Source organism: Archangium sp. (genome assembly GCF_036389735.1).
In the GTDB taxonomy this organism is placed as follows: Bacteria; Myxococcota; Myxococcia; order Myxococcales; family Myxococcaceae; genus Archangium.
The window spans coordinates 1-14,674 of record NZ_DASVWK010000940.1 but is presented as its reverse complement, the minus strand read 5'-3'; the positions used below and the strand labels follow the sequence as shown (position 1 = coordinate 14,674).

Genomic DNA, 14,674 nt, shown 5'->3' with positions numbered 1-14,674 from the left:
CCCGAGCGGAGCCAGCCAGGACGGAGAGAGTCGAGCCTGGAGCCATTGACGCGGAAACCCGGGTCACCGAAGACTGCGCGCCATCCCCATGTCCGAACCGACCACCTCCGCGACTCCCCGCCGCGCCGCCTTGATTTTCATCTTCATCACCATCCTGCTCGACATCCTGGCGATGGGGATGATCATCCCCGTGCTGCCCAAGCTGGTCGTCAACTTCATGGGAGGCGACGCTGGCAGGGGCGCGGAGATCCTCGGCGTGTTCTCCACGACCTGGGCGCTGATGCAGTTCATCTTCTCCCCGGTGATCGGCGCGCTCTCGGACCGCTTCGGCCGCCGGAAGGTGATCCTCCTGTCGAACTTCGGCCTGGGGGTCGACTACATCCTCATGGCGCTGGCGCCCACGCTGGGCTGGCTGTTCGCGGGCCGGGTCATCTCGGGCATCACCGCGGCGAGCATCTCCACGGCCAGTGCCTACATCGCGGACGTGACGCCGCCGGAGAAGCGCGCCGGCAGCTACGGCCTGCTCGGCGCCGCCTTTGGTATCGGCTTCGTGGTGGGGCCCGCGCTGGGCGGCGCCCTGGGCCAGATGAATCCGCACCTGCCATTCTGGGTGGCGGCGGGCTTGAGTCTCCTGAACGCGATGTATGGCCTGTTCGTCCTGCCGGAGTCCCTGCCTCCCGAGCGGCGCAAGCCCTTCCAGTGGCGGCGCGCCAATCCGATGGGCGCGCTGGCCATGCTGCGCTCGAAGCCCGAGCTGCTCGGGCTCGCGTCCGTCCATTTCCTCTACAACCTCTCCCACGTCGCGCTGCCCAGCGTGTTCGTGCTGTACGGCAGCTATCGCTACGGCTGGGACGAGCGCGCCGTCGGGCTCACCCTGGCTTGCTCGGGCCTCTTCTCCCTCATCGTCCAGGGCGGACTGGTGCGGCCCCTCGTCGCGCGTCTGGGCGAGCGGCGCACGCTGTTGATGGGACTGTCCTTCGGCGCGGTGGGCTTCGCCGTCTACGCGCTGGCCAGCACCGGCGCCCTCTTCTGGATTGGCATTCCGGTGATGTCGCTGTGGGGACTCTTCGGACCGTCCTCCCAGGGCCTGATGTCGCGCCGGGTGGACCCGTCGGAGCAGGGCCAGCTCCAGGGCGCGCTCTCCAGCCTCATGGGGATCGCGGGGATGATCGGCCCCGCGCTCTTCACGCAGAGCTTCGCGCTCGGCATCGACCCGGAGCGCAACTGGAACATGCCCGGCGCTCCCTTCCTGCTCGCCGCGTTGCTGCTCGTCTTCGCGGTGCTCCTCGCCTGGCGGGTGACCAGCCCTCGCCCCGAGATCGCCGTCACCCCCACCGTGCCCACCGCGTGAGCTGTAGTCCCTGACGAGCGGGCTCTCGCCCGCTCGCTCGTTCTTGGCTGGGTATTGCCTGGCGCTGATGATTTCAGCACCAAGCAATGTCGAAAACCCAACACTCCTTCTTTCGCGGTCTCGCGTCCCTCACGCTGGGACTTTCGTTGTCCTTCACGGGCTGTCTGCTGGGTTCGGACGGGAGCGACTCCTGGGAGGGCCCACCCGGGCAGGAGCTTCCGGGTGAGACGGAGCAGGCCGTCAGCTCGCCCATCGTCCTGCCCCTCGAGGTCCTCGGCGCGGACGGCTTCACGCGGTCCGTCCCGGTCTCCCTGACCACGCTGGATGTGCAGCAGCCGCTGAAGCTCTGGCTCCAGGTGCACAACCTGAGCTACGCGAACAAGGCCAGTGTCCGCTTCAACTCCGGCGCCTGGCTGCCCTTGAGCAATCAGACGGTGACGGTCGAGGGGCTCGGGAAGGTCTACGGAGGCATTGGCGGCGCCTTCTCGACGCTGAAGCTGAGCCTGAACGTCCCCGCCGGCGCGCTGGTGGCGGGCACGAATCAGCTCTCCTTCCGGTTCAATGTCTCGGATGGGCGGTCCATCGGCTACCGGGTGCTGAAGCTCAACCTGCTTCGGGCCGATGGGAGCCGCGTCCTCGCGGATACGACCTTCACCCAGGACTCCCCGGCCACCTGGCAGCCTCCGTTCACGGATGCCCTCTCCATCTCCGAGGGCCAGAAGCTCTGGCGCACGCGGCAGCTCGTGCGCTCTCCCAAGAGTCCCGTGGCCATCCGCGCCCGGTGCATGGATTGCCATGCCCAGGACGGCCGGGACTTGAAGTATTTCAATTATTCGAACCACTCCATCATCGAGCGGTCGAAGTTCCATGGCCTGACGGAGACCGAGGGCCGGAAGATCGCCTCCTATATCCGGACGATTCCGGGGGTGACGAACCCGGGGAGGCCGTGGAATCCGCCCTACCAGCCCGGGCCGGGGCTCGACGCCAGGCCCGTGGAGCAGTGGTCGGCCGGAGCTGGGCTCGACGCCGTGCTGGAGCAGGATCGCGACCTGCTGCGCTTCCTGTTCCCGGCCGGCATCCAGAAGGCGGCCATCGCCACGACGACGAACGTCAGCGCCCGTGAGATGCCCATCTTCTTCCAGTTGCCCGACTGGAATCACTGGCTGCCGAGCATCCACCCCAAGGACGCCTGGGGAGATGCCTTCGTCAATGACCGGGTCAACAAGATCTACGCGGGCGAGGGAACGGCGGCGGGCGTCACCGCCACCGTGCGCGACCTGGCCACGAAGGTGAAGGCCGCCGGCTACACCAGTTACAGGTCCGAGCTCTTCTACCCCCACCGCCTCTGGAACTCATACCTCTACGATTTCATCCGCGCGAGGTACCCGAACGCCACCACCAGCCTGGACAGCGAACACTCGCGCAAGCTGTACGCCACCTCCCTCTGGCAGGTGGTGAAGACGTGGGAGGTGATGCAGGAGTTCGGCCTCGAGGGACAGCAACGCAAACTCTTCCCCTCGTCACGAGACACCCGGGGGTGGATGACCAACAGCACCTTCGACTCCTCGCCCCACGTCCTCAAGCTGCCGAGGAACAACACGGGCATCCTCGACAACAGCGCGGTCCACTACCCCTACTTCTCCATGGCCTGGTACCAACTGGCCCTGGTGCTCTTCAATGGCAACCATTCGGATGGGGCGGATCGCAATGGCCAGCGGCCGCTCGACTGGGGTTACGCGCACGGCTTCATCCTGGAGCTGCAGCGCGCCGGCTCCGTGAGCGTGCCCAACAATGCCCTGCTCACGCTGTGGCTGGTGAAAGGCATGCAGGCCTCGGACAACACGCTCAAGCCCAATGTGTCGGGCTCGACGGGCTGGTCGCCGAGGACCGCGGCGGATGTGAGCCGGCTGGTGGCACCCGGGTACATGCCGGGCTGGACGGGCATCACCCGCGACGAGCAGCGCGCCGTGCTGGAGGCCGTGCTGTCCACCTGGTGGGACAAGACGCGCCAGTACGCCGTCGCGGACTGGATGGGCACCGGCGGCGCGAGCACCACGGAGACGATCAACGGCGCCTTCGATGGCTCGTTGGGCAACCGCATCTGGTACATGCTCCCGCACTTCAAGTACCACGGGGTGAACCCCATGCTGGTCAACGCGATCGCCGACTGGGCGCAGACCGTCTGGCCCCAGGCCAACTGGTCCGAGGTGAAGAACGCCACCTGCTGGCCCTACCTGACCTACACCCGCTGCTCGTCCGAGAAGCTGTGACCCGTCAGCTCGCGCGGCGCCGGGCCCGCCACAGCCAGCCCAGGGTGAGGGCGAGCATCAGGCTCGCGGGCCACGGCGAGCCACCAGGGCCCTGGCCGCAACCGCACCCCGACTCCCCCGTCTTCGGGTCACGCGCGCGGCCGGTGCCACTCACCGCCACCACGGCCTCCGGCTCGCTGGCGCCCTGAAGCGTCACGCGCACCTGGCCGCTCACGGGCCCCAACGCCTTGGGGCTGAAGGTCACGGTGAAGGTGCCGCTGGCTCCCGGCGCGAGGGGGGACGACAGGCCCGAGGCCGTCACCGCGAAGGCCTCGTTGTCGGACTGGAGCTCGCTCACCACCACCGGCTCGGTGGAGAGGTTGGTGAGGGTGACGGTCTGGGCGGGACTCGTCGCTCCCTCCTCCACCACTCCGAAGTCGAGCGAGGAGGGAGCCATCCCCACCAGCTTCGACACCGCGCGCCCGGAGAGGGCCACGGCGAGGGCCGTGGAGCCGTCCCGGGTGGCGATGCGCAGGAGGGCACGCGAGTCCGCCGCGGTGGTCGTCTCGTAGACCACGGTCACGGTGACGGAAGCCCCCGCCTCCAGCGGACCGGCCCTGCCGGACACCTGGAAGTGCGAGACGTGGGTGCCCAGCAGCTCCGGCTCGGCCAGCTCGATCGGCTCGGCGGTGAGGTTGGTGATGACCACGGTCCTGGGCGAGGAGCGGGCCGGCAGGCGGAAGGTGCCGAAGGCGACCTCGGCCAGCGACAGGGAGAGCACCTGGGACACGCCGGTACCACGCGCGACCACCCGCGCCCGCGGGGTCTCGTCATCATCGCTCTCCAGGAGGACGACGGCCTCGCTCACCCCCACCTCCTCCGTCGCCATGGTCACACGGAGCGTGGTGCCCGCGCCCGGCGCCAGCACGAGCGGCAGCGTCGGTGGGTCCACGAGCGCGAAGGCCGCCGCGCCACTCCCCTCCACCGTCACACCCGAGAGCGTGAGCATGTCCGAGCCCGTGTTGGTCACGGTGAACGAGCGCGGTGACGAGGTGCGGCCCACCCCTTGAGCGCCGAAGTCGAGCGTGGTCGCGGACAGGCCCAGGCGCGGAGAACGGCCGGTACCGGTCAGCGGAACGACGACGTTGGCCTGCGCCGCGTCATCCGAGAGGAGGGTCAGCTCCGCGCTCGCCACGCCCACGCTGTCCGGGAGGAAGGTGACGGTGAGGTCCGTGCCGCCGCCGGCCGGGATGACGTACGGCAAGGAGGAGATCGCCACGGAGAAGCGCGTGGCGCTCGTCCCCGAGACGGAGGCCGACGTGAGGGTGAGCGGCCCCGTACCCGTGTTCTTCACGGTGAGGGTGCGCTCCCCCGGGCTCTTGCCCACGCGTACGCCGCCGAAATCCAGAGAGGCCGCGCTCAGCTCCAGCACAGGCGAGGTGCCCACACCGGACAGCGCCACTTCGATACCTGGAGCCTGTGGATCATTGGAGAGGAGCGTGAGACGGGCCGAGCGCGCGCCCACCGCCGTCGGCGAGAAGGTGACCAGGAAGGAGGAGGACGCCCCCGGAGCCAGCTCGAGGGGCGAGGCGGTGGTGGCGAAGTCACCCGCCGCGGCACCCGACAACGACACCCCCGTCAGCACGAGCGCGGTGTCGCCGGTGTTGGACACCGTCACCTTCTGGGCCGTCGACGTGCGACCCACGTTGACGGAGCCCAGGTCGAGCGAGGCGGGAGTCACCACCATGCGCGGCGCCAGTCCCCTGCCGGACAGCGCCACGGTGGAGGGATCGCCCAAGGCATTGCTGGTGAGGCTCAGCGAGCCCGAGGCCTCCCCAAAGGCCGTGGGCGCGAAGGTCACGCTCAAGGCCATGCTCTCACCGGGAGCGACCTCGACTGGCAGGGACTCCTCGAGGAGGAACGGGCCGCTCACGCTGGCCCCGGTCACCCGCAGGGTGTCCGGGCCGGTGTTGCTCACCGTCACCAGCATGCTCTCGCTGACGGCGCCCACGCGCGTGTCGCCGAAGTCCAGCGCGGTGGGGAACACGTGGATGCTCGGCTGGATGCCCGTGCCCGAGAGGTGCACCGTGTGGTTGCCGTTGCTGGCGTCGCTCTCCACCACCACTTGGCCCGACACCGTCTCCCGGGCCGAGGGCGTGAAGGCCACGAGGAAGGTGGTGCTAGCGCCCGGCGCCACCGTGGCCGGCGGCGTCAGGCCGCTCACCTGGAAGGGGCCGGTCACGTTCAGCGCGGTAACGGTCAGGGGCGCGGCCCCCGTGTTGGAGAGCGTCACGGCCTGGGTGGCGCTGGTGGCCCCCACGCGCTGGTCGCCGAACGCCACCAGGGAGGGGCTCGCCTCCGCGGTCGTCCCCGCGCCGAGGAAGAACCGCATGTGCGGCGCCCAGAAGTTACCCGTGTCGGGATAGCCGAAGGTCGTCGTAGTGGTGGAGACGCTGTCCAGCACCTGGATGCCGTCCCCCACGGTGTAGGGGAAGCTCGGGTCTTGCTGGCGGGTGAAGTACGTGGTGCTCGACGCGGGGACGTAGAAGGACAGGATGTAGTCGCGGTTGGCCAGGGCGTTGAAGGAGATGGCCGAGCGATAGAAGGTGTCCCCACTGCCGCCGCACACCAAGTCCCCCCTGGCCAGCTCCGTCCGCGTCGGCACGTCGTGGATGATGGCCTGCGCGCACGAGCCTGGTGCCAGCTCCATGCGCGCCTCCATCCACGAGAGTCGCGTGTCCCTCGGGAAGCGCACCCGGTAGCCCTTCACCGCGAAGAACCAGCTGCCATCCGAAGCGGTCGTACCGGTGGTCGGGGTGAGGTCGACTCCAGCGGCCAGGGTGCCGAGCGCCTGAGTGGTCACCCGCGAGACTTCGGCTCGCGGCGCCCCCTCGCAAGCCACGAGTGTGCACAGCAACAGTCCGGCCAGCAGTGAAGCAACCCTTGGCATCGCGCTCCCGCCCATGAGTGAAGAGGCCCCATGCTCATACGGGAGGAGTCCAACAGGTTTCAACCCAGGGCCCTGCCAGGGCGTCAGCGCTCGGAGTCCAACTGCTCCAGGTCGCGTCGGGCGTCCTTGAGTTGCTTCATGCCCTGCTGGGCTTCCTCGAGGAGCTGAGCGGGGGACTTACCCTGGAGTGCCTCCGAGAGGCCCTGGGGCAGTGGGAGCAGGACCTTCTTCAGCTCGGGCTTGGGCTTGGAAGGAGGCGACTCCCCGTTGTCGAGGGGGCCGCTCGCGATGAGGAGACCCACCTCGGACTGCACGGGCACCGCCCGGGAGCGGTACCGATCCGGAACGTCTCCGAGTGCCCCCACGAAGTGGCTCGTCTTCTTGTCGTCCTCGTACCGGTACAGGACCACGGTGGTGGCCGCCGAGGCCGGCTCCGGGAAGCCCTGCCCCTGGAAACCCAGGCGGAGCGAGCGCCCGTCCGCCGTCTCGGCCTCCACCGCCATCCCGTCGGAGGTGTAGCGCGGAGCCGTGTCCTTCAACCACACGAAGCGCTGGGAGGGCTCCGGTGCCGGGTCCAGCGCGCCGACGAGCGCACCGACCGTCGTCCCCCGCATGCGCAGGCCATGCTCGTAGAGGGTAGCCACCTCCACGTGCCTCCAGTCGCCCTGGGTGGAAACCGGAAGAGGCTCGAGCACGATCGCCCGCTTGCCGTCCGGGGAGATGAACTTGAGCTGCTCGCGCGTCGCGATGCAGGTGTTCCACTTCCACATCACGGTCGACCCATCCAGCGGCGATGACATCGTGGCGCTGCTCTCACAGCGCGTGTCCTTGCCGTGACGACTCGCGAGCTGCCGGACTTCCACGCGCCCGTCCGCGGAGCGCACCGACCACGACTGCTCCGGGAGCACGTCCGCCGCAGGAGCCTGGGCCGCGCCGGGTGCCAGCGCGAGGACGGACTCCGCGCCGGAGGCCTTCTCCGTGCCGGCAGGAAGCTCCATCACGATCGGCGGCTCGGCAGGAGCGGGCGGAGGAGTGGACTGCTGGCAGCCACTCACGAGTACCACCACCGCCAGACTCCGCAATCGCATGGGATGACCTCGAAGCTCCGCGCCTGGAGTGGGAGTCTACACGCTCAAGGCTCGTTGAGGACCCGGCCCTCCATGCCGCCCGCCACGGTGATGACCTCGCCCGTGACGTGGCCGGAGATGCGGTCCGACGCCAGCGACACCACCACCCGCGCCACGTCCTCGGGACGTCCCACCTTGCGCAGCGGCATCGTCCGCGTCACCCGGTTGATGAACGCGGGATTCTCCAGCTTGTCCTTGTGGCGATCCACCGCCGTCCACCCAGGGCACACCGTGTTCACCCGGCCCAACGGCGCGATGCGAGCGATCTCGTTCTTCAGGCTCTTGAGGAACCCGCTGGCCAGCGCGCCCTTCGCCGCCGCGTAGTCCGAGTGCCCCGCCTCGCCGAACAGCCCCGCCGTCGAGCTGATGATGACGATGTTCCCCGTGCCCGTGGTCGCCACGTGGCGCAGGAACGCCCGGCAGCTCAAGAACACGCTGTCCAGGTTCTCCGCCAGCGTCCGGCGCCAGCGCTCCAGCGACATCTGCCACACCGCCTCGTCCGGCGGTGGCCACACGCCCGCGTTGGCCACCAGCACGTCCAGACGGCCCAGGGCCTTCACCGCCGCGGGCACCAGCGCGTCCACATCGGTCTCGGACGTCAGGTCCGCCTTCAGCGCCGCTCCGCCCAGCTCCTTCGCCAGCGTCTCCGCGTTCTCGGCGCTGCGGTTGTAGTGCACCGCGACCTTCGCCCCCTCCTCCGCGAAGGCGCGCACCAGCGCGCTCCCGATTCCGCCCGCTCCGCCAGTGACGAGGACGCCCTTGCCGCGCAGTTCCGTATCCATGGTGTCTTGGGTTCCTCTTGGGGTGGGTCAGGACAGACGCAGCAGCTCGCGGGCTTCCCGCGGGGTCGCGAGCGTCCGGCCCTTCGCCTTCGCCCGCTTCACCGCCTCCGCCACCAGCTCCCAGTTGCCCTTCGCCAGCACGCCCTTGGACACGTAGATGTTGTCCTCGAGCCCCACTCGCGCGTTACCGCCCCGCTCCGCCGCCAGCTCCACGAACGGCAGCTGGTGTCGCCCCACCCCCGCCACCGTCCACGTGCTCCCCTCGGGCAACGACTTGATCATGAAGTCCAGCGCGTCCTCGCGCGCCGTCAGCGCTCCCGGCACGCCCAGTACGAAGTCGAAGTGTCCCGGCAGTTCCGCCACCCCTTCCTTCGCCAGCGCCCGGGCCTCGTCGACCATGCCCACGTCGAAGCACTCGAACTCCGGCTTCAGGCCCAGCGCCTTGATCCGCTTCGCGATGTCCCGCACCAGCGGCCTCGGGTTCCAGAACACCTCGTCCCCGAAGTTCACCGTGCCCGTCGTCAGCGTGGCCATGTCCGGGCGATCCTCGCCCGTCAGCCGCAGCCCGCCGCACCGCTCGTCCACATTCATGCCCACCGCGCCGCCCGTGGACACCTGGATGAGGATGTCCGTGCGCTTGCGGATGGCCCGGATGGCCGCGCGGAACAGCTCCGTGTCCTGCGAGGGCTTGCCGTCCGGCGTGCGCACGTGCAGGTGCACCATCGCCGCGCCGGCCTCGCGACACTTCGCCGCGTCCTCGGCGATCTCCTCCGCGGAGATGGGCAGGTAGGGCGTCTGCTCGCGCGTCGTCTCCGCCCCCACCATCGCCGCGGTAATGACCATGGGAGTGCTCATCGCTGACCTCGCTGTTTGTCCTTCGGTACCACGCAGGTCCCGCTCGCCCGACACACCACCACCGGCTCCGGCAACACGTCCGCCGCCGAGTCGTTCACGTCCGGACGCGGACGGATGACCTTGCGCGCCTCGAAGCGCATCTTCCGCGAGGTGTTGCCCGTCTGGATGATCTCCCCCTCGGCCTCGATGAAGTCCCCGGCGTACACCGGCGCGAGGAATTCCACGGAGTCGTACGCCCGGAACAGGCCCTCGTCCCCGTCGAGCCGGATGCACAGCTCGGTGGCCACGTCGCCGAACAGCCCGAGCATCCGCGCCCCGTCCACCAGGTTGCCGCCGTAGTGCGCGTCGTGGCTGCTCATGCGCAGCCGGATGACCGCCTTCACGTTGCTCATTTGGGTTCCCCCTCCCAGTGCACGCTCTTCGCCTCCTTGCCTTCCTTCTGGAGGACCTGGTGCACGATGTAGTTGGCCACGTCCGAGGGCTTGGTGCCCGGACCGAAGCCCGCGTCGAAGCCCAGATCCAACGCCAGCTTGTGGTCCACGCGCGGTCCGCCCAGCAGCAGGAGCGTCTTGCCGTGGATGCCCGCGGCCTTGGCCGCCTCGATGAACTGGCGCGAGTTGTCCTTGTGCACGTCGCGCTGGGTCACCACCTGCGACACGAGGATGGCGTCCGCGTTGCGCGCCATGGCCCGCTTGATGAGCTCCTCGTTGGGCACCTGGCTGCCCAGGTTGTGCGCCTCGAACCAGGCGTAGCGCTCCAGGCCGTAGTCGCCCGCGTAGCCCTTCATGTTGAGGATGGCGTCGATGCCCACCGTATGCGTGTCCGTGCCCGTGCAGGCGCCGAACACCACGACACGCCGGCCCACCTTGTCCTTGATGAGGGCATTGAGGTCGTCGAAGCCCAGCTTCTTCACCACGACCTCGGGCACGTCGATCTCCGCGTAATCGACCGAGACCGCCGTGCGCGCGTAGACGATGAAGAAGGTGTACGTGTCGGCGGCGCGCTCGGCGGCGGCCACCTTCACGTCGGTGAACCCCATCTTCCTGGCGAAGACGGCGGCGGCCTCCTTGGCCTTCTCGGACAGCGGCACCGGCAGCGTGAACGAGAGCTGCACGACGCCGTCGTCGCGACGGTCACCATAGGGGCGGATGATCTGCTTGGTCGGCTTCGTCGCCATGGCGCCTACTTCCCCTTCTTGCTCGCGGACGGCTTCGAGTAAGCGACGCTCTGGGCCACCTTCGCGGCGAGCGACTCGAAGTGCTCCTTCTGCTTCACGTCCATGTGGAAGACGAGCGACCAGGTGGTCTTCCCGTCACAGCCGACGTACGTCACCGTCTCCACCGATTCCGCGCCGTCCGGCGTGGTGTCCGTGTCCACGCGTCGGGCCGCCGGGGCCTTGCCCAGCTTGAGCTGCTTCCAGCCCGACTCATGGCCCATGGCGGCGAGGACCTTGTCCAGGCACACCTGCGGCTTCATCCCCGACGACTGCACCGTGCCCACGTCCACCAGCAGGTACGCGTCCCCGGTGGGGTCGTCGAAGCGCTGGGTGCCATCCGCCTCGGACTGCTTCCACTCGGAGGGCACCTGGAGCGCGAGCGTCTTCACTTCGTACTTCGCGAGTGCCTCCGCCGGCTCTCCGGCGGCCAGCACCATCACCAACAATGAGCCGAGCATCACGGGGCCTCCAGCATGTCCTGGAACGGGTTGAAATAGTCCGGCGCCTTCTCCAGCACACCCTCGAGCCCCTTGCCGCCCGTCTCCGTGCGCTTCACGTCGCCGAAGTGGCCCCGGCCGATGGCGGCCACCATGCCGTCCTTCTGGCACTCCTCCAGCAGCGCCATCGCCCGGCCGAACACCTCGCGCGCGCGGTTGGCGATCTTCCCGTCCTCGCGCACGGTGAACTCCTCGTCGATGCCGGCCGCCGCGCGGTGGATGTAGCTGGCCGCCTTGAGCGCCACGTACCGGTCCGCCAGGAGCGGCGTGTGCATGGCCTCGGTCATCATCCCCAGCAACTGGATGCCCTGCCGCGTCCACATGGCCACCAGGTCCGCCATCACGTCGTACGCGTGGCTGAAGAAGATGTCCGTCTCCTTGTGCTTGGTGGGCGGCATGTACTTCAGCGGCGCGTTGGGGAAGCACCGGCGCACGAGCATCGCCTGCGACAGCTCCAGGAGCAGCGTGTCCGGCCGGTACGGGTCGATCTCGTACGAGTGCCCCAGGCCGAGCTGCCAGTCCTTCAGGCCCGCGCGCTTGGCGAAGGTCTCGTTGATGAACTGGCTGGCGATGACGGTGTGCGCCGCGTCGTAGGCGTCCGCGGTGGTGATGTAGTTGTCCTCGCCGGTGTTGATGATGATGCCGGCCAGGGCGCAGATGCGGCGGCTGAAGTACTGGTCGATGAACGTGCGCCGCATGTTGATGTCACGGAAGAGGATTCCGTACATCGCGTCGTTGAGCAGCATGTCCAGCCGCTCGTAGGCCGCGGCGAAGGCGATCTCCGCCATGCACAGGCCCGACGAGTAGTTGGTGAGCTGGATGTAGCGCTTGAGCTTGTGGCCCTCCTCGTCCAGGGCCTCGCGCATGATGCGGAAGTTCTCCTGGGTGGCGTACGTGCCGCCGTAGCCCTCGGTGGTGGCGCCGTGGGGCACGTAGTCCAGCAGCGACTGCGCCGTGGAGCGGATGACGGCGATGATGTCCGCGCCCGCCTGCGCCGCCGCCCGCGCCTGGTCCACGTCGTCGTAGATGTTGCCCGTGGCGACGATGACGTACTTGTGCGGCGCCGAGCCGGTGCCCAGTTCCTTGCGCAGCGCGTCCCGCTGGGCGATGCGCGACTTGAGCTCGTCCATGGCCGCCTGGGCCTCGGAGCGTACCGCCTCGCGCAGGTTGTGCTCCATCTCCGGGGAGAGGGGGCCCAGCTTCTCGGTCGGCAGCGCGGTCAGGCGCTCCACGGCCTCCAGCGGGCTGCGAGCACCCATCTGGAGGGCACGGCCGTACCAGTACGCCGCTCCCCTGTTGAGCACCCCGGCGGCCTTGAGCCGATCCACCATCAGGTTGGCGAGCGGCACGCCTCCGGGGCCAGCGTCGGAGATGCCGAAGAAGCGCAGCACGGTGCGCTCGATGGAGACGGTGGTGTTGCGGCGGATGAGCTCGAAGATGGGCTCGGTGATGTCTTCCGCCAGCTTGCGCGCACGCGCGATCTGCGCGTCTTCGATGAAGGGTCCTGGCATGGTGGCACCTTACTATACGTAACGCGTTTCAAAGAGGCGGCGCAGGGCCGGCTCGGAGCGCAGCAGCTCCAGGGTGAGGTCCGCGTGGCCCGGCACGTAGCCGTTGCCCACGAGCATGGTGACGTCCTTGCCCACGCCCTCGGCGCCCAGGGCCGCGGCGGTGAAGCTCGTGGCCATGGAGAAGAAGATGACCGTGCCCCCGTCCTTCACGCTCAAGATGGACGCCATCTCCGTGTTCCCCACCGAGGCGCAATTGATCACCAGATCACAGAGCGCGCCGTCGGTGGCCCGGGACACGGCCTCCATCACGTCCACCGCCTGCGTGGCATCCACCTTGAGCGAGGTGTCGCACAGCCCCAGTCCTTGCAGGGTAGCGAGCGCCGGCTCCGAGATGTCCAGTGCGAGCAGCCGCCCCTGGCCCTTCAAGTCCTTCCGTGCCTGGGCGAGGCACAGCGCGCCGCTCTTGCCCGCGCCCAGCACGGCCACCGTCATGCCGGGGCGTACCCACCGGGCCACCAGGGCCGGCGCGCCGCACACGTCCAGTGCCGCCAGGGCCAGCATGTCCGGCATGTCCGTGGGCAGCTTCGCGTAGAGGCCCGTGGCGAAGAGGATCGCCTGGCCGCGGATGTCCACCCGGTCGATGGCCGGGTGCACGGCCTTCACCTCGTCGATGATGAGCGGCGTGAGGCTCAAGCTCACCAGCGTGGAGATGCGGTCGCCCGGCTGGAGCTCGCCCCGTGCCGGGTGCTTCGGGCCGATCTCCTTCACCCGACCGATGAGCATCCCGCCCGAGCCCGTCACCGGGTTCTGCATCTTGCCCCGCTCGCGGACGATCTCCTGCACGCGGGCGGCGATGCGCGCCGGCTCCGCGCCCACCTCGTCCTTGATCTGCTTGAAGGAGGCGGCGTCGACGTTGAGGCTCTCCACGTCGATGAGGAGCTCGGCCTCCCGGCAGGGAAGCGAGGGGTCCAGCTCGCGCGCCCGCTGGGGCAGCACGCCCTTCTCCCCCATGACACGGGACAATCCGTAACGGTCGATGCTCATGGCACCCTCTCTCCGGGTAGACACGGCTCCTACCCGCGTAACAACACACGGGGTAGCGTCTATCCGGGCGCTCGTTGGAGCGCCAGAGGCATCGTCACACAACGCTCCGCGTCATCGGAGCGCCAGGGGCCCGCTACTCGTGCGTGAGCCTCGGGGCGATGACCGCCAGCGAGCGCTCGAAGCGGTAGTTGACGCCGCTGTGGCCGTCCTCGAACTCCTCGTGGATGGCCTCGACGCCGCCGTTCTTGAGGTCCTCGGCGAGCATCCGCGCACCCCAGCGCAGGTTGAACTCGTCGCGGGTGCCGCAATCGATGAAGACGGTCTTCAGCTTGCGGAACGCGTCCAGGAACTTGGGAGCGAAGCGCACCGGGTCATGCACCAGCCAGCGGTTCCACACGTCCAGCCGCAGCTTGCCGGTGTGGGCGTCGAAGGGCAGCTCCAGGTTGAGCGGCTCGCCCTTCTTCGGCGAGTACGCCGCCGCCATGGCCAGCACGTTGATGACGGTGAAGTCCTCGCCCTTGGCCTTCGTCTCGCGAGCGCGCTGGGTGAAGTCCTGGTACCACGCCTCCACCCCACCTGCCTTGAGCAGCGCCGAGGCCGCCTTGGGCAGGTCGGGCAGGTAGCAGTACTCGAAGTAGGCGTCCGGCGACTGCGCGCTCAAGTGCGAGAAGAGCTCCGGATGGTTGCGCCCCATCACCAGCGCGCCGTAGCCGCCCGAGCTGTGTCCCACCACCGCGCGCGAGCCCGGCTTGGGCAGCGTGCGCCAGGTGCGGTCCACGAAGCCCACCACGTCCTTGGCCAGGAAGTCACGGTAGCGGCCGATGGCGTCGCTGTTCACCCACTGGCTGCCGCCCAGCGACGTCCACCCGTCCGGGAACACGCCGATGACCGGAGGAATCGTCCCCGCCGCCACCAGCGCGTCCAGACGCTCGGGCACGGTCACCGAGAACGCCGAGAAGTTCGTCCAGGACTTGCCGCTGTTGGTGAACGCGTTCAGGAAGTACACCACCGGGTAGCGCCGGTTGCCCGCCGCGTAGCCGGGGGGCAGGTACACCAGGAGCTGGCGCCGCGCCGGATCTCCCAGCGGGTTGG

At 68.9% G+C, this 14,674-nt stretch carries 12 protein-coding genes; 2 read left to right on the top strand and 10 right to left on the bottom strand.

Annotated elements, in window-relative coordinates; genetic code table 11:
• Nucleotides 1–88: 88 nt before the first annotated feature.
• Both VF794_RS33540 and VF794_RS33535 read left to right on the top strand, forming a co-directional pair.
• A complete protein-coding gene (locus VF794_RS33540; protein WP_331117191.1) occupies nt 89–1,351 on the top strand; it encodes a TCR/Tet family MFS transporter in 1,263 nt (420 codons plus the stop codon).
• A gap of 146 nt (nt 1,352–1,497) precedes the next feature.
• Nucleotides 1,498–3,621, top strand: coding sequence for a hypothetical protein (locus VF794_RS33535; protein ID WP_331117190.1), 2,124 nt, complete (start codon nt 1,498–1,500; stop codon nt 3,619–3,621).
• Nucleotides 3,622–3,625: 4 nt separating this feature from the next.
• On the opposite strand, the gene VF794_RS33530 is transcribed toward VF794_RS33535, so the two are convergent.
• The 10 genes from VF794_RS33530 to VF794_RS33485 form a co-directional block, all read right to left on the bottom strand.
• Nucleotides 3,626–6,463: a choice-of-anchor D domain-containing protein gene (locus VF794_RS33530; protein ID WP_331117189.1), complete on the bottom strand. Its 2,838-nt coding sequence runs from the start codon at nt 6,461–6,463 to the stop codon at nt 3,626–3,628.
• 170 nt (nt 6,464–6,633) lie between these two features.
• Nucleotides 6,634–7,638 (bottom strand): hypothetical protein, encoded by a 1,005-nt coding sequence (locus tag VF794_RS33525; RefSeq protein WP_331117188.1) that lies wholly within the window; start codon nt 7,636–7,638, stop codon nt 6,634–6,636.
• Between the two features lie 44 nt (nt 7,639–7,682).
• Nucleotides 7,683–8,459: an SDR family NAD(P)-dependent oxidoreductase gene (locus tag VF794_RS33520; protein ID WP_331117187.1), complete on the bottom strand. Its 777-nt coding sequence runs from the start codon at nt 8,457–8,459 to the stop codon at nt 7,683–7,685.
• Between the two features lie 27 nt (nt 8,460–8,486).
• Complete coding sequence (locus VF794_RS33515; protein ID WP_331117186.1) at nt 8,487–9,314, bottom strand: 3-keto-5-aminohexanoate cleavage protein; 828 nt, start codon at nt 9,312–9,314, stop codon at nt 8,487–8,489.
• Nucleotides 9,311–9,706 (bottom strand): hotdog fold domain-containing protein, encoded by a 396-nt coding sequence (locus VF794_RS33510; protein WP_257457271.1) that lies wholly within the window; start codon nt 9,704–9,706, stop codon nt 9,311–9,313. The genes VF794_RS33515 and VF794_RS33510 overlap by 4 nt, the downstream gene beginning before the upstream one ends.
• Nucleotides 9,703–10,491, bottom strand: coding sequence for an OAM dimerization domain-containing protein (locus tag VF794_RS33505; protein ID WP_331117185.1), 789 nt, complete (start codon nt 10,489–10,491; stop codon nt 9,703–9,705). The genes VF794_RS33510 and VF794_RS33505 overlap by 4 nt, the downstream gene beginning before the upstream one ends.
• A gap of 5 nt (nt 10,492–10,496) precedes the next feature.
• Complete coding sequence (locus tag VF794_RS33500) at nt 10,497–10,988, bottom strand: hypothetical protein (RefSeq protein WP_331117192.1); 492 nt, start codon at nt 10,986–10,988, stop codon at nt 10,497–10,499.
• Nucleotides 10,988–12,538, bottom strand: a complete 1,551-nt coding sequence (locus VF794_RS33495) for a lysine 5,6-aminomutase subunit alpha (protein WP_331117184.1) — start codon at nt 12,536–12,538, stop codon at nt 10,988–10,990. Before VF794_RS33495 ends, VF794_RS33500 begins: the two co-directional genes overlap by 1 nt.
• A gap of 12 nt (nt 12,539–12,550) precedes the next feature.
• A complete protein-coding gene (locus VF794_RS33490; RefSeq protein ID WP_331117183.1) occupies nt 12,551–13,582 on the bottom strand; it encodes an L-erythro-3,5-diaminohexanoate dehydrogenase in 1,032 nt (343 codons plus the stop codon).
• A 133-nt stretch (nt 13,583–13,715) separates the two neighbouring features.
• Nucleotides 13,716–14,674, bottom strand: a 959-nt coding sequence (locus tag VF794_RS33485) for an alpha/beta hydrolase (protein WP_331117182.1), incomplete at its 5' end; no start/stop codon positions are given.